This is a genomic window from Chryseobacterium tagetis (genome assembly GCF_016735585.2).
In the GTDB taxonomy this organism is placed as follows: Bacteria; Bacteroidota; Bacteroidia; order Flavobacteriales; family Weeksellaceae; genus Chryseobacterium; species Chryseobacterium tagetis.
Genome location: NZ_JAERSE020000004.1, coordinates 496,328 through 512,982, shown reverse-complemented (window position 1 = coordinate 512,982; position 16,655 = coordinate 496,328). Strand labels below are relative to the sequence as shown.

The window sequence follows — 16,655 nt, the reverse complement described above, 5'->3', positions numbered from 1 at the left end:
TTTTTATGCTACCTTTTCCCATCTTTCAAATTTTAAAGTTGGCGGAATGCCTATACCATTTAATAATACATCATACAATACTTTGAATACATACTGCTCATTACCAGAAGTTGTTATAATAGAATCATGTAATGTAAATATTGGTATTTCTGGCTCATTTTCAGCTATAATTTTACATGCAGTATGAAGTACTAATTTAGCTTCAACATTTTGTAATAAACAAGCTAAAGTTCTGTGTTGACCTTGTTTTATTTGCCTGTATATTTCATAGACATCTGGAAATGAATCCTTGAAAATTACCATAGACTGATTATAAGCAATGGATTGGTTAGGGCTAAAAATGGAACTAAAAATAATTGTTTTGGCTTGCGTTCTTACAGGCTCTTCATCTGTGATTATGCCCTTGCTCAAAAGTATTTTTCCAAATTCTTCATATAACTGACCAGATTTTACAATATCTATATAATGATTTGTGCTTTCTGATTTATAGGCATTTTTCACATTTTTACTAACATAATAGGGTAGAAAGTTTTGTTTATTGTTATTAGAATGATAAGACTTGTTGTATAATTTGACAGTAGATAAGATGTTATTTTCTTTGAATTTTTCTTCATTAAATAATACTGTAGATAAATATGGTTGGGAGTTAGTTATATCAACAGCAACTAATGGTTTACCATCATAAGTTACAAATTGTCTTAAGTCACCTTTTAATTGTGTTAAAATAGTATGCAATCTACCTGCTGTTGAATCAATGGTATGTAAAAACTCCTGTCTTTTAAGTTTTAAAAGAACCATATATCTACTATTATATCTTCCCATAGCATTACAGGGCTTATCAGAAGTAAAAATATTATGACTTCTTTTCTCAATTTCATATAGATGTTGAAGATAATTTTTTGCACTTGCAAAATCAATATCTAATTTACCATTAAACCACTTTAATAAATAGCTTAATTCCTCATTATTTTCAATAATTATTTCATTATTATCAAACTTATCAAGATGAATAAACTTAAGGATACTTTTTATTAGAGGTCTTTTTGTGATGTAGATATGCTTGATTTCAGTTTGGTAGTTAATATGAAATCTAAAACCTCTTGATTTGCTACCTACAATGTATTGCCTGTTTTCTATTAAAACGTTATTACTTACCAGGTAATCAAGGTACTTTCTATATTCTCTTACTCTTCTTTGTATAAGTGAACTATAAAAAGGAACATAAAACATGTTCTCATCCTTATTTCTAATAGGAATATCGGTAATAAGATGAATTAGATAGATAAAGTAATCTCTATGATATTTAAAAGTAGGAGGATTGTCTTTAACTAATTTATCAATGTCAAAATTTTGCGGAATATAAAGAGATAATTTTTTTGGTAATTCTCTATTTCCTTTTACCTGTGTTACACTGTCAGGATTTTGTTGTATTTCACTTCCATTGTGATTCAATGGTGTAACAAGTGTTGAGTTATTTATCAACATGAGCCCCACTACCTTGAAAGTAGGGACTGCCTTTTCTATTGGCAGGCTATGATAAATTTTTAGGTAGAATCACAACAAACAGACCTAAAAATGTTCAAAAGCTTCTTGTTTTGTCAAAATGACTTTTACACTAAACAAAAATACAAAATAATTTCTTAAAATACAAAAAAATGCTTAGATGATTTGTATTTATGATGTTGATTTTTAGTTTGTTGTAAGGGTATTTGTGTTGATTGATAATATGGTGGAGTACCATATTGTTTACAGGAAGTTATGAAACTCTACATTCTATATTTTCATTTTCAAGATTAAATAATAAACTAAAAATATTAACAATTAAATTTTAAAATAATGCAATTAAAACAATCACAAAGACAACAAGTAAAACTCAGATTAGGATTGTCTGGAGCATCTGGATTTGGAAAGACCAAATCAGCCTTATTATTAGCTTATGGAATGACAAAGGACTGGAGCAAAATAGCAGTTATAGATACTGAAAATTCTTCTGCTTCTCTGTATTCAGATTTAGGAAATTACAATGTTCTGGATTTACAAGCTCCTTACTCACCTGAAAGATATATACAGGCAATTGAGCTGTGTGAGAAATCAGGAATTGAAGTAATTATAATTGATTCTGCAAGCCATGAGTGGAATGGTACTGGTGGGTGTCTTGAAATTCATGAAAAACTGGGAGGTAGATTTCAAGATTGGGCTAATGTCACACCAAGACACCAATCCTTTATTAATAAGATACTGCAATCAACTTGTCATATTATTACCACTACAAGAAGGAAGATGGATTACTCATTAGATATTGGTAGCAATGGCAAAACACAAGTAGTAAAGCATGGAACTAAAGAAATTACCAGAGATGGTTTTGAGTATGAATTAACTATCAATTTTGAATTAATCAATGAAAACCATTTAGCCAAAGCATCAAAGGATAGAACTGGATTATTTATGAATAAACCTGAATTTGTAATTACTTCTGCTACTGGTCAGCTAATTTTGGAATGGTGTAATTCAGGTGTTACAACTAAACAAACAAATAATCAGAACTCCTTTACTGGTGGCTCTCGCTTTTCTAAAGAGGATATTCTAAATAAAATTAGCACCAGTAATACTATTGCAGAACTTTTGGCTATTTACAAACAACACCCAGAATATCAAGAAGAGCTAAAGAATGAATATGAAACAAGAAAGTCATTCTTAATTAAACTATCTAACCCGCAAAACTTTTCAACAAATGGAAAACACTATTGATTTAATTGAACAAAGTGAAAAATTGCAACTCTCTCCTGTAAAGCATTTATCACCAGTAACCAAGATAATTGATATGTCTGTTCATTCTCAAAGTCAATATCAAGATAAGCCTTTTATTGAAGCAAATACACAAGAGATTGATATTTACAGTTTAAGAAATAATTGTATAATTCCTGTATTCTCTAAAGATAATGAGAAGACTATTGCTCATCAGGAATTTATTGAAATTACACAAAATTGTATTGCTAAAGTATTTTCTAATCAGATTTTTAATGATCCTGAAATCAGAGTATCACATCAAATTAAGGGAAGAACACCAGATGCTATCTATAAAAATGCAAAAGACTTACTAAGCCATGAAAGAACTCAATATTTTGAAAGGATGGCTTTTATAATTAAGATTCCTAGTATTACAGACTCTGTTACTGGTAATGAGTTAGCCCTTACAGTTGGTGGAGTTAGAGCATATAATCAGGAAAATCTTTACAATAAGAAAACCTTTGAAAAGTTTAAGTTCTTTGTAGGTTTTCAAAATAAAGTATGCTGTAATCTCTGTGTTTGGAGTGATGGTTTTGTTGATGATTTGAAAGTAAGTTCTTATGAGGAACTGCAATCTAAACTATTAAACATATTAGGTAACTATAATGCAGAAAAGCACTTGTCTGAAATGAAGCAGTTTGCAGATTATTTTTTAACTGAACACCAGTTTGCTCAACTGTTAGGAAGAACAAGATTGTATCAACACTTACCTAAAAGAGAAAGACAAACTTTGCCATTATTACAATTTACAGATGGTCATATCAATACAATTACGAAAGACTATTATGAAGATGAAAGTTTTTGTAGGAATACTGAAGGAGATATAAACCTTTGGAATCTCTATAATCTTTTTACACAAGCTAACAAGAGTAGTTATATTGATACATTTTTAGATAGAAATTTGAATGCTTTTGATTTTACTAAAGGTATTCAACAGACACTTAATGGTAATTCAAATTATCATTGGTTTTTGAGTTAGAAATACTATCCTATAGAAATATAGGGTAGTTTTATTATTTCTTGATTTAAAATATTATTTTTGCTTAAGAAGGTTTTACTTCATAGGCTTGTAAAATTTTTTAAATTAAATTAATGGAAAAATTAGTTATTAAGAATGTTGGACCCATTGAATATGTTGATATTTATTTATCAAGAGTTAATATATTTATGGGACCCCAAAGTAGTGGGAAAAGTACAATTGCTAAAATTATTAGTTATTGTCAATGGGTTGAGAAAAGATTTTTAATTGATGAAAAATATGACTATGATGTAAAAGAACAGCTTTTGGAATTCCACAGATTAGGAAAAAATTATTTTACTAAAGAATCATATTTTGAATATAGTAGTGATTTTTTGATTATATCATATTCAGGAGAAAGCTTGACACAGAGAATCACAAAAAAGAAGACTAGAAAATCATATAAGAAAACTAAAAATATTTATATACCTTCTGAAAGAAATTTTGTTTCTGCTATTCCTAATTTAAGCAAATATAAAGAAACAAATGACAATATAATGAGTTTTGTATATGATTGGTATTCGGCAAAAAGATCATTTACAAATAAAAATAGCCTTTCTATTTTAAATCTTGGGATTAAGTATTATAACAATATTGATGCAGACCAAGATTTGTTAAAACTATCAAATAATAAAGAAATCTTATTACAAGAAGGTTCAAGTGGAATACAATCAATATTGCCTTTAATTCTCATTGTAGAACACTTATCAAAAGAAATATACAAAACAAACAATTCTGTTTCTGTAAGAGAACTAGATTCAATTCAATCTAATATTGTGAAACTTTTAGAGAAGCATAAAGTAGATAATATTGATTTAAAAGATTATAACATAGCTCCAGATTTTATTAAATTTCTTACCAAGTATAGCGTGAACAATATTGTAAATTATCATAAAACGCAATTTATAATCGAAGAGCCAGAACAAAATCTTTTTCCAACAACTCAAAGAGATTTGATCAATTATTTACTTAAAACAATTGTTAATAATAGTAAAAAACATTCTTTGATTATCACTACTCATAGCCCATATATATTATATTCTATTAATAATTGTTTAATGGGATATAATATAAAAGGCGAATTGGAAAAGGATGAAATAAATTCATTTAAAAGTATAAAGTCTTGGATTAATCCTGATGATGTTTCAATATATGAAGTAAAAGAAGGAAAGTTGATGTCTGTTAAAGATAAGAGAACAAATACTGTGACTAAGCACTATTTCAATGAAATAACAAAAGATATTATGGATGAATATTATAATATGTTAAGTTTCTTTACTTATGAAGGATAAGATTGCAAGAGTAATATCAAAATATTCATTAGAAGTATCAGATTGTGAAAATTTTTTTATTGTTGATTACAAAAATATTAATGGAGGAGATATAGAATGTAGTTGTACTAGACCAGAAGTAGCATCTGTACATTTACATAACCCAAGTAAAATAGAAAGCTATTTTATTTTATTTGGTGAAAACTGTCTAGAAGTTTCAACAGGTGTATGCTGTAAGCAATGTGAATGTATTGTATTTCCAACTGCGGGTAATGATAATGACTGGATTCTTTGTGTAGAAACAAAGTATTCTCATAGTCTTGAAAATGCATTTAGAGAGGAAAATGACTATCCATATATTATGGTTGAAAAAATAAAAGAAACTGTTGCTTATTTTAGAAATAAAGGATTGATAGAGAAAGGTAGAAGAGTTACAGGAGTAGTTTCATTTCCTACATTGATAGAAGATTTTAGTGAATCTTTTAAGCCTAGGGATGAATCAATTGAAGATATATTACTAAATCATAACATTATTATAAGACCTACAAATACAATCACTATAAAAAGTACAAAAAGGCTTATTGTATAAATATAATAATTTATTGACTGAAATTAATTACAATTTAATCTGATTAATAAACATTGAAGGCTTCCAATTGTGTAGAATAAATAAACCAATTTTTGCTCTACTCATACCAACGTATAATAGAGTTCTTCCATTTTGAATAGAATCATCTGTTAGTTCCTCATAAATATATTTTATATGATCTACACATCTTTGGTATGGTATTCTATTTTCATTTATGCCATTCAGTATTACAAAATCATATTCAAGCCCTTTAGCCTGGTGTATAGTGTTTATAGTTATACCATTAATGCCAGATAATGTTTCTATATACTTTTTAAAGTTCCAATTTGAAGCTTCGTCATCATTTACTATTGTCAAGATCTCATCTACTTCAGGAACATCAATCTTAAAAATCAGAGATATTATATTTTGATATTGTAATAATGATTCTTTTAAGCCTGTATTTATATTAATTTTTTGAAATTGACTTATTAATTTATTTGTTGCAAATACAATTTCTTTTACATCATTAAAATCAATGTTCTTTTCTAAGATTAAAAGTTCAATATTTCTTTTTATAATTTTTAAGTTCCTAATCGAGGAATCTACTGAATATCTACTTAAAGTTTTTAAGATAGCAAATACAGTGTTAGATATATTAGAATGTGGTAATGCACCTAATCCAATAATGTTGAAATACTCTCTCAAGTAGCTTCCAATATTATAGGCATCAAACCAAGATGTTGTTAAGATTGCAATATTACCAACTTGTGCTTTGGCTTTTATCAGACTATCAATAATTTGTTTAATATAAAGATTATTGTCATCCTTTTTAGTTTGATGAAATCTAATATCGAAGGGAATATCTTTATATTTTGATGAGTTTATCAAAATTGGATGATCTGAAAACAATTTTGAATACCCTGTTACAATCTTTTCAGTTGATCTATAAGTATAATTTAAATCAAGGATTTCATAACCAAAATCTTTTTTAGCAATAGTGAAGGTTTCATTTAAAGCCCCTGCAAAACTATAAATTTTTTGTTTTTCATCTCCAACAATAAAAAACGACGTTTTCCCATTATTTTTTATTTTTTTTAAAATTTCATATTGGAAAATATTTGTATCCTGAAATTCATCTACAGATATTTCCATGAAAATATTAGATACTGATTTAGCAGTAAATAAGTTCTTTGAAATAATAATATAGGAACGAAATAGTATTTCATTGAAATCAATAAGCTTTCTTTCTTTAAGAAAATCATAATATATTCTTGATAATTCTTCAAATGGAATCTTGTGGAGCCATTCAGTTGGGATTATTAAAGAGCCATCAAGGTTTTTTTTTATTTTGTTTAGGTCTTCAAGTTGAATTGTAGATAATTTATTGATTTCTAAAAATTCTTTAAAATCACTATAGGATGCAATCTTGGGTTTGTCCCATTTATATATCCATGAAAAAGGTCTTAAAATATATTCTAGACAAAATCTATGAATAGTTCCAACGAATACATCATTTTCTTTATAGTCTAACCTTGATGCAATTTCATCAGCTGCTGCATTTGTATATGTTATTAATGCTAATTTTTTATGTTTAGGTAGATTTGTAAGTTTTTTATTTGCTCTTGCTACTAATGTTTTTGTTTTGCCTGTTCCTGGTGAAGCACTTACAATTAAGCCATTATTATACTCATTGACTGCTTGCTTTTGAATCTCATTAAGATAATCCATATTGTAGCTTTTTACATGATATTATATGTTTTATAGCTCTTTCAATATATGGAGGAACTATAAAATCTTTATCAATTAACAGGCTCAACTCTTGGGCAAATCTTCCTTTTTTTATTGTACCATCAATCCTCTTAAGTAATTCTGTTTGCCACAAATCTTTGTTGGATTTTGTAATTTCTAATAAATTCTGATAGGATATAGGATGCCCCAAGTTGATAAAACACTGCTCTAAATATTTTGAATTAGTATCAGGATTTGGGAAAATATCTATTTCTAGAGTATTTGTTCCTTCACAAACAATTACTCTGTTTTCAACTTCTAATTTTTTTGCAGTAGCTATAAAACTTGATTCTTCATCAGTTAAGTGCAAATCTCCATCTATTATGGCGACAGCTGGTATCTCTAAATTATTATCATTTACTAGTTTTAAATATGGGTCAAAAAATCTGCTATGAATTGGAACAATAGAAATATTATGCTCAGTAAGATCAATATTGTATTTTTCCTTTGCAATAATAGGAATGATGAATTGTTCTGAAACTCCTTCCACATATATAATAGCTGATGAGAAGAAAATTTCACTTCTTGTAGCATCCAAATATCTCTTTAATAATAATCTTTCTCTATCTAATAATAAGTTTTCCTTGAAAGGAGAAAAAGATTTAACTTCTTTTAATAAATTTAAATACAAAATATTCAAATTTTTGTATTCACAATCACTAGCTATGTGAGTTGAGTGTGATGAGAGAAAGACTTGTGTAGTTTTTAATTGATTAAGATTAGAAAATAAGACTTTTTGTAATTGTGGATGCAAATGTGCTTCCGGTTCCTCTATTAGTAAAATATTGATTTCAAAATCACTACTTGAGTTTTCTAATTCCGCAATAAATAAGCTCAAGTAAAGTATATTCTTCTGTCCTAATCCAAGAGTTTGAATAGGAATATTTACTCCATCTGTAGGGTTATAATAAACATTAAGTTGGCTCCATGCATCTATGTCATAATTTGAAATAAAACTTAAAGATATAGGAAAGGAAAAATAGTCCCCTGCAATATTTTTTCCTTTTTCTTCAATATTAGAAGCAATTTTAGGAATAAAAGATAATTCATTTAGGCTGTCAGATGATTTTCTCAATATGTCTTTTACTTCTTGAAGTTCTCCATCTGAGTTTTCTCTAGATATACAAAATTTACTTAAAAGGGATTTAGTTGAGCCATGTAAGTCAGTACTAGTATTTCTGAAAGCATTTAAATAGTATAAATTAATTCCTTCTAAATCTGACATTCTTATTGATGTTAATTGTAAAATATCATCTATTTTTAAGCTATTACCACCTCCGAAAAGTTGCCATCTAAAATCAGACATTTCAATAGTTTCCCCAATCTCAAATTCTGAATTGAATTTTAATTTGTGAGCAAACAAAAATGTGACTCTTGCTGTATCATCTGATGTTTTTAATGCATGGAAAGTTGGAAATTCAGAAAGCTTTTTACTAAACATTTCTATACTAACAAGAATATAATCATCGATATTTAATTTATTTCTAAATCCATGAAAGTCTTTCAGTTCCAAATTTCTTGAGTTATAGGATAAGTTTTTGTCTAGAACTAATCTTATTGCCCAATATAGATTGCTTTTGCCTATATTATTTTCACCTATTATAGTCTGAAATCCTTCAGAAAAGTCAATTTCAAAATTTTTGAAGTTTCTAAAGTTTTGTATAGTTATGTGTTTAATGTGCATTTTTTAGCGTGGTTATAGTTTGTTATTCAAGTTTAAACTTTTTTTTTCAAATTTCAAATTGAAATCTACCTATTCTTAGAATACATAGTATTATCAAACTTATTGTTTTGAAATTATAATCAGTTGTTTTATAGAAACTATGGGCAATATTATTTCTAACATTAATGCCTTGTCGTGTAAAAACAAGTTTAAATAATTCTATTTCCGCTTCTTCATAATTCTCTTTTATAACTTTATGCTCAAGCATTTCTTCTAATAATATTTCTTCACTAACTCCATTTTTGATTTTTATTGTTGAGCCTCCTAAAAGCCTTATAAAATCTCTAAGAATTCCTTCAAACTTTAAAGTTAAAGAATCAATACTTAAAATATAAAGATCTGTTTTGAGCTTGTTATGGATAGCTTGATGTTCAAACAAACTAAAAAAATTATATATTCCAGGTTGAAGCAATGTTAGCCAGCTTTCTTCAATTTCTATATTTCCTTTATAAAATTTAGTAGGTTGTCCAAGCCATGTATTTTTGAGGAAGTCATTAAAGTTTTGATAATTTAAATGTCCATTAATAATTGATTTATAAAGTGTCTGTTCAAATATTGGCATAAAGAATAAGCTGTAGTAAGCCGATATATTTTCACTTAAATTATTCTTACTTCTCTTTTCAGTAGTATTATTATTAATGTCCATTAATATAGTATTGAAAACACCATCTAATAATGGTTTATTTCCTTTTTCAGTTGTTACAGTGTGTAGATTCTTAAAATCAGTTGCAAAGTATCCAATTATATATTCTGCACTTAATGTTGAAAGAAACGAGCTTTTGGAGTCAATGATTTTCCATAATATCTCCAATTCTTTACTGTCTTCACTTGACATGGAGAAGTTAGTTTTATTAAGATTTATATCAAATTTAATTTTAGTTAATTCTTCTAAAGTTCTTTCACTATCTTCAACTTTTCCAGCCAACTTTTCATATTCAGCTTTTTTTCTTAATAAATTTAGCTTGATAAAATCATTTTCTTCTCTATGATTAATTAAAATTTTCTCATTCTCAGCCATTAAAGAATAGACTTCTTTTACCGAAAGCTTAGCCTTTTGAATTAAAGGAAGTAAAGTTTCAAATCCATTTTTGTTGTGAAAATAGTATTGTATTTCTAATTTTACATAGTCTATATAATCCGAAATTATTATATTTAGTAATCCTGACGAAATCAATTTATTATCAACTAATTGCTCTAAATAGAAATAAAAATCATAAGGAGTTTTAATGTACAGTTTAAAAGCTTGAAGAAAATTTAAAAAATCTTCTTTTCTATATTTAGATTTTTCAACAATGTTTCTACATATAAGCAATAATTCATTGGCATCAATAAATGTGATGCTTTTAGAGTCAATACTTTTTTTTAGAATATCAAAAGTTTTGTCAAATGCCAATTTTGAATATTCTTGATTTTTAGTTTTATTCCAAATGATAATAAGGTATCTTATTGTAATGTAAGGGTTTTGAGTATTTTCAATCCTTTCTTTTATATAATCTGTTTCGTAATCAGAGAATAATTCATCAAAGACAATTTCTGGACTAAAAAATCTACTTATAAGTTTGCCTTTATTGAACATTAGTGAAAGAATTTTTCTTTCAATTTTAATAAGTTCTATCTCTTCATCATTTAATATCTCATCAAACTTAATTTCAAGAACATAATCAGTGTCTTTTGTATTAATATCCTTAGTAAGTTCAAGTTTTTGGTACAGTTCTTTTAGGTTAGCTTTTTCCATCATTTTTTAAATTGATCATCTAAAGTAAATAATTGCATGCTTCCAAGTTCATTAGAGTCATATTCCTTTTTACCTTCTTCGATATTAATGAATAGAGAAGTATATATTATTGCAGCTCTAATTGTTTTCATTAGTTTAAATGTTTTATCTATGAAATCATTTCTGTCTATAACATATGTAAAATTATCTTTTGGGGTTCTTGAGTTTTCAAATTCTACAATCTTAAATGATTTATGTTCTATAAAATTTCTAATTGTAGATAGCTCTTTAGCTTCTGGTTCTAAAAATGAATGTAAATCTTCTTTTTCAAAAAAATCTTTGTAAAGCCAAAACAATCCTCTTAATGCCCAATTTTGGCTTTCCATGATTATTGGATTTGGTTTTCCTTTCACATACCATATTTTTCTATAATTTACTTCTCTAGATTCAAAACCTAATTTTAAATAGGTATTTATTAAATAGGCAATTTTGTCCAAAATAGAATAAAATGTTCTAAATGCTATTTTACTTTTTTCAAGATTATAGGAATATGTTGAATAATCAAGAATGTCTATAATAGTATTTTCTCTATCAGAGAAATGAGGTTCTTGATTAGTAATAGAATCATAAAATAAATATCTTGCAGAGCAAAACTCTTGCTTAATTTGATTAAAAAACGAATGATAATTGTAAATCTCTAAATCTGCTTTTTTTACAATAATTGTTGGGAGACACAATATGTCTTGTGCAACAATGTTATCTTTTATAATATCATTTAGTGGATTTAGGAATAAGCTATTATTGATACACCATTTCCTATAGTTTTTTTCTTCTAAACTTTCTCCTAAAGAATAATTGTCAAAAATATTTTCAGAATTTAAAAATGTATTATCTACTTTTTCTTCTATCCAAGAAACAATTTGTGAAAACGATATTTTAGCTTCAGGATAAATATCATTTGAGATTATTGCTTTCTTTAAGTAATTATATGATTCTTTTAAGAAGTAAGCTTTGTGAGAATCATCATAAAGAACTTGAGCATAATGAAATAATCCAAACCCAAGATTTCCTATTGCCATTGGAAAATCTTTTTTAATACTTAATACTCTTTGCCAAGCATCTATTGCTTCTGAAAATCTTCCTAAATGACTTAAATCATTACCTAAATTTGTCAATACTTCACATTTTCTAGAGATATTCTTTGTATCTTTAGAATGGAGTAGAGCTTTTCTGCAATTTAGAATTTCTTGAATTAATTCTTCATTTTCAAATTCCCAAAACTCTGGACTATTTAAATTTTGAATCATCATTTTTTTATAAGACCAAGCATTAGACAAATTATAATAAAATGTCATTTTATCATCATCTGTAAAGTTATCTAGATTAACCATTGATGAAATTTTAATCCCTTTTTCTAAATCTTTAAGTGTATTTAATTCTCTTGAGTATTCATATATGGTACCCAGAATTAAATTAATTTCGTTAGGTGTTTTTTCATCTATATTATCTAACTCTAAAAAAGCCTTTAATTGATTTTGCATAATGATTAAATTTAGTCAAAATTATTATAGATCTGCGCAAAGTATTTACGCTCTTTTTTATGAAAAAATTTTTTTTAAAAAAAATTAAACTTTAGTTTATTTGTGCTTTCCCCTCATAAAACCCCCCACCCATCTTTGGGAAAGGAAACATCCCCCCCACCACAAAGAATTAAAATAAAATCTAGCAGGAACAATTATAAATTCAAGTTGAAAGCTGGGTTTATTTGTGCTGTATAGTTTTAATTCTTGTAGTGTTTTTCTAACTTAAAAATCAAAAACAATGGTAACAATTATCAACTACAAAAAAAGAGAAAAAGAAGATGGAACAAACTTCTTTGTTTTGGAAGTTCAAGGAGGAATTGAAATGGTTATGAGCCAAACCACCAATCAGTTCTATGCCACATCTAAAAAGGCTTCAATCACATCAACATTTGATGAGCTAACCTGTCAAGCATTAATAGGTACTCAAATACAAGGTAGTATCATTAAGCAGGAATGTGAGCCTTATGAATATACTATTAAAGATACTGGAGAAATTGTAATTCTTCAACATGGGTTTATTTATGTACCTCAAGAGCAAGAAGAAACTAATGTACATCAACAACAACCAGTAAAGAATAATCTTGTTACTGGTAACTGATAAAACTAAAGCAAAATATCCAAATTTTACTGTAAAGTCTTATATTGATTAGAGTATGATTTGGATTTTTTTTGCAGAATTTTCCCTTTTACTTATATACAAAAAAGGAAAATCCGTGAATTTTTGGTTAAGCTTTTCAAACAATAGAAATGCTCATTACTGGTGGTCAGAAGAATATTTGCAAAAAATTGAGAATCACCAGTAAGTGTGTAAGTTTAACTATGCTTTAATTAACAGATATTTAAAGTTTTTCTGAGCTTTAAAATAAGAATAGATTAGTATTAATAGCCAAATTCTAAGTTAGGCTGTTACTATTAAAGTTTAGTATTTCATAGACTTCAACCTCTAACTTTTGAGCAATAATATATAATGTGTAAGCTGTAGGATTAGTATTGCCAGCCTCAAGTCTACTCATATTGGATTTTTCAAAGTTACATAGTGCAGCCAATTCAACTTGTGATATTTTCTTATTCTCACGAAGTTGTTTGATTCTTTTACCAACAGCAATTTGAAACTCCTTTTTATCCACACTTTTAGATTAGTGACCAAAAGTGGTCATTTATGATAATTAAATGGTTATCATAAATGATACATTGATTATATTTGAACTTTAAAACTATAAATATGAATGATATTAACAAATTAGGAAAAATGACAGAGGTTATTGGTAAGTTATTATTTGGCTTACTGGTAGCTATACTTATTGTACTTGCTTTTGCAATGCAGTTAACAAAATATCAGAATAAAGATTTTTCTGAGAAGATAGCAGTAGTAATTGGAGCAATAGTTAGTATTGGAGTTTTGTATATAGTTTTAAGACTACTATTTAGACCAATATATAACCTGAACAGAAATATACAACTAAGAAAAGAAGGTAAGTTAAATTTTCAACAGTTTAAAACAAAATGGTTGATGTGTTTGATTTGTTCAATTATTATTTGCCTTTTGCCTATTATTCCAACCTATGGTTTATCAATAGTTGTTATGATACCTCAGTTTCTATTATTACATCATGCAAATAGAAATCTTATTCAACAAACTAATCTATCTAATTTCCAAGATGTAAGTACTATAGATAGGTTTCTATCTCATAAAAGTAAATTTAGGCTTAATTTAAAGAATATGACAAAACAAGAACAATTAATACTTATAACTATAATAGGTATAGTAGCTGGCTTACTTTTAGGATATATTACGGGAGAAAATCAATATTACACTCCAACAGGTAGAAGAATCAATTTGAATAACGCAGATATTGATTCAGTAAAAATTTTCAAGTTTAATTATTTGCTGTTTTTTTGTGGCTTTGCTATCACTAGTGGTGTATGCTATCTACTTATTTCAAGAATTTACCAAAAGAAGCAATAACTATTACATTAAATAACTTAATAAGATTATTGACCACCTAGTGTGGTCTTTTTTATAACTATAAACTAAATGAAAAAAGACATATATGACTACTTAATTTTTAAACTCAACAGTGAACATTCAGATTATGAATTTGATCTAATAGCTATACCACCTTATGAAATTATTGAACATGGATTATCATTAGAGCCTTATGAGTATTTTGGTTCTATAGCTGAGATTCTACATCAAAAAACAAAGCACATATTATTATACTTTAATGCTGATGTTTTAGTGAGGGTGGAACTCATGTTTAAAGGAGATTTGATTAACTATATAAAGCAGCAATTAGACAGTATCAATGTATTATTACCAGATTATTTGATGTTGGTGTTAAAGAAGAATAAAAAATACACTATTCTAATGTATCAAAATAAAATACTAAATGAACAAAATAATTAAAATATATGATATAACAATCTATTACCAAACCAATCTAAACATGGCTAGTAGTTAGAGCTACAACTAAATTAATAAGCGAAAATGACAATAATTATAACAAAACTTCTGACTCAATATTATCAACATTTTGACTATAATCAATATCCTCAAAATCTTTCTCTATTATGTTAGCATTTTTTTGCTCTTTCAGATAATTGGAGACAGAGGATTTACTTATTCTATATCCTTGACTTTTTAATTCTGTTTCAATCTGCCTTATAGATTTACCTTCTGTATGTAATTTTTGGATAATAGGCAGAATAGAATTCTTTTTAGGATTAACGTATGCCAAAGAAGATAGAGAGTCACTTAGAACTTCTTTACCTGTATCAGAAAATAGTAGAGTACTTTCATCAAAAGAAAGAATTTTAGAGTACTTTTTAAGCTTAGAAGAGATATAATTACCTTTGGTAATAGTTAAAGTTCTTAGGTTTTCATCATTTGGAAATGGTTTTAACTCAAGTACTACTCTCATCTTAGCTTCAAATGCTTGTGAACCCAAAACATTGTCTTTGGAAGCAGAAAATTTATTTGCTTTTTTTCCTGTATGATGAAGAAAAAGAATCAGACAATTGTAAGTTTTAGCTATTTTACTAAACTGGTTTAAAAACTCCCTTACCTTTGTACTTGAATTTATATCACCACTAAAAATATCAGTAAAAGCATCAACTATGATTAAATCTGTTGGATTGCTTTTCAAATCCCTTTCTAATATATTGAAAATATTGTTAGGATTTGTTAGGTTGGTATCTACTTCAAAAATAAACTTTAAATGATTTAATAGATTAATATCCTTACTGGTATCTTGAATAATCTTTGAAATAGGTTTCTTAATTGAAATGCTGGTAGAAGTTGGGTCATCTTCTGTACTGATGAAAATTACATTTTGATGCTGAGGAAAGAGCTTATATCCAATGAATTCATCTAAACCTAATGAAACATATATTGCCAATTGTCTTAATAAAGTACTTTTGCCAGTATCAGAAGAACCAACTAAAGAAGCAAGTCCTATTTTGGGAAACAAAGGATCTATAAGTTTAGGTAGTTCTTCATGTTCAAAATTGAATAGATTTAAAGCAGAGTAACTATTATTATCAGTCATGATTTGCATATAGAATTAGTAAACAATAATCACATTAGGAAATATATGTCCAATGTCCATTTTATTATAAGGTTGGACAAATATAAGAAAAAGGCATACTTATAGGCTTACTTTAGTTATTAATAAGTAAGCAATTAATATATAAAATTAATTTAATCAGTTGGTTAGAGAGACTGGGTGATAACCCAGATGTCCCTGGTTCGAGCCCAGGTGGGACCACTTTTAAAATTAAGCACTTACATATTTGTAAGTGTTTTTTTTGTTTTTCATTTGCTTTCATTTTGTCCCAGAAAGTTTTTAAATTTTTAAATATGAAATAATCAGGTAGTCTTAATATTTTGGTAATAAGGAAGAATTTTAAGTTTTTGCCTCAATATTCAAAGAATAGATATAACCTCACCATATTAAAATTTGCGAGGTTAAATTACTGTTACGTTGACAAGACTTGTAAAGTCAAGCTATTAAAATATATTTTTTAATGTGTTAACATTCAGTTTTTTATTTAATTGTTTTCTTCTCTTGACTTTAAATATGTGTAACAATTTGGCTATGAAAGATTTTGAAAATAAATGGTATTAACTAAAGATAGTTGGTGTCATTTGGCATCCTAGCCATAACAGAAGAGTTCTCGAAATATTTAATGGAAGATTTA

Annotated in this window: 14 protein-coding genes and 1 tRNA gene; 8 read left to right on the top strand and 7 right to left on the bottom strand. The window is 27.2% G+C overall.

Annotation, left to right across the window (positions count from 1 at the left end; genetic code table 11):
- Positions 1-3: 3 nt before the first annotated feature.
- Complete coding sequence (locus JI747_RS16310) at positions 4-1,452, bottom strand: hypothetical protein (protein WP_225689935.1); 1,449 nt, start codon at positions 1,450-1,452, stop codon at positions 4-6.
- A 384-nt stretch (positions 1,453-1,836) separates the two neighbouring features.
- On the opposite strand from JI747_RS16310, the gene JI747_RS16305 reads away from it, so the two are divergent.
- From JI747_RS16305 to JI747_RS16290, 4 genes are all read left to right on the top strand, one after another.
- The gene (locus JI747_RS16305; RefSeq protein WP_225689934.1) at positions 1,837-2,748 is read left to right on the top strand and encodes an AAA family ATPase; all 912 of its coding nucleotides are present in this window, start codon (positions 1,837-1,839) and stop codon (positions 2,746-2,748) included.
- Positions 2,732-3,766 (top strand): DUF3871 family protein, encoded by a 1,035-nt coding sequence (locus JI747_RS16300; protein WP_225689933.1) that lies wholly within the window; start codon positions 2,732-2,734, stop codon positions 3,764-3,766. The genes JI747_RS16305 and JI747_RS16300 overlap by 17 nt, the downstream gene beginning before the upstream one ends.
- A 113-nt stretch (positions 3,767-3,879) precedes the next feature.
- Positions 3,880-5,097: an AAA family ATPase gene (locus tag JI747_RS16295; RefSeq protein WP_225689932.1), complete on the top strand. Its 1,218-nt coding sequence runs from the start codon at positions 3,880-3,882 to the stop codon at positions 5,095-5,097.
- Positions 5,087-5,665: a hypothetical protein gene (locus tag JI747_RS16290; protein ID WP_225689931.1), complete on the top strand. Its 579-nt coding sequence runs from the start codon at positions 5,087-5,089 to the stop codon at positions 5,663-5,665. The genes JI747_RS16295 and JI747_RS16290 overlap by 11 nt, the downstream gene beginning before the upstream one ends.
- 27 nt (positions 5,666-5,692) lie before the next feature.
- On the opposite strand, the gene JI747_RS16285 is transcribed toward JI747_RS16290, so the two are convergent.
- Genes JI747_RS16285 through JI747_RS16270 form a run of 4 tightly spaced genes read right to left on the bottom strand, consistent with a single transcriptional unit; the run spans position 5,693 to position 12,413 of the window.
- A complete protein-coding gene (locus JI747_RS16285) occupies positions 5,693-7,375 on the bottom strand; it encodes a UvrD-helicase domain-containing protein (protein WP_225689930.1) in 1,683 nt (560 codons plus the stop codon).
- On the bottom strand, positions 7,362-9,119 hold the full coding sequence (locus JI747_RS16280) for an ATP-dependent nuclease (RefSeq protein ID WP_225689929.1): 1,758 nt from the start codon (positions 9,117-9,119) through the stop codon (positions 7,362-7,364). The genes JI747_RS16285 and JI747_RS16280 overlap by 14 nt, the downstream gene beginning before the upstream one ends.
- Before the next feature lie 46 nt (positions 9,120-9,165).
- Complete coding sequence (locus JI747_RS16275; RefSeq protein ID WP_225689928.1) at positions 9,166-10,896, bottom strand: DUF4209 domain-containing protein; 1,731 nt, start codon at positions 10,894-10,896, stop codon at positions 9,166-9,168.
- Positions 10,893-12,413 (bottom strand): LA2681 family HEPN domain-containing protein, encoded by a 1,521-nt coding sequence (locus JI747_RS16270; RefSeq protein WP_225689927.1) that lies wholly within the window; start codon positions 12,411-12,413, stop codon positions 10,893-10,895. The genes JI747_RS16275 and JI747_RS16270 overlap by 4 nt, the downstream gene beginning before the upstream one ends.
- A 280-nt stretch (positions 12,414-12,693) precedes the next feature.
- Between JI747_RS16270 and JI747_RS16265 the strand changes: the two genes are divergently transcribed.
- A complete protein-coding gene (locus JI747_RS16265; RefSeq protein WP_225689926.1) occupies positions 12,694-13,053 on the top strand; it encodes a hypothetical protein in 360 nt (119 codons plus the stop codon).
- Positions 13,054-13,348: 295 nt separating this feature from the next.
- Here JI747_RS16265 and JI747_RS16260 read toward each other — a convergent pair whose 3' ends face one another.
- Entirely contained in the window at positions 13,349-13,582 is a 234-nt protein-coding gene (locus JI747_RS16260; RefSeq protein WP_225689925.1) for a helix-turn-helix domain-containing protein, read from the bottom strand.
- Positions 13,583-13,677: 95 nt separating this feature from the next.
- Here JI747_RS16260 and JI747_RS16255 point away from each other — a divergent pair, with 95 nt between their 5' ends.
- Positions 13,678-14,421, top strand: a complete 744-nt coding sequence (locus tag JI747_RS16255) for a hypothetical protein (protein ID WP_225689924.1) — start codon at positions 13,678-13,680, stop codon at positions 14,419-14,421.
- Between the two features lie 69 nt (positions 14,422-14,490).
- Positions 14,491-14,862, top strand: coding sequence for a hypothetical protein (locus JI747_RS16250; RefSeq protein WP_225689923.1), 372 nt, complete (start codon positions 14,491-14,493; stop codon positions 14,860-14,862).
- Positions 14,863-14,953: 91 nt separating this feature from the next.
- On the opposite strand, the gene JI747_RS16245 is transcribed toward JI747_RS16250, so the two are convergent.
- Positions 14,954-16,003 carry an AAA family ATPase gene (locus JI747_RS16245; protein WP_225689922.1) on the bottom strand — a complete coding sequence of 350 codons (1,050 nt, stop codon included), beginning with the start codon at positions 16,001-16,003 and terminating at the stop codon, positions 14,954-14,956.
- A 150-nt stretch (positions 16,004-16,153) separates the two neighbouring features.
- On the opposite strand from JI747_RS16245, the gene JI747_RS16240 reads away from it, so the two are divergent.
- Positions 16,154-16,222 (top strand) — tRNA-OTHER (locus tag JI747_RS16240).
- Positions 16,223-16,655: the final 433 nt, after the last annotated feature.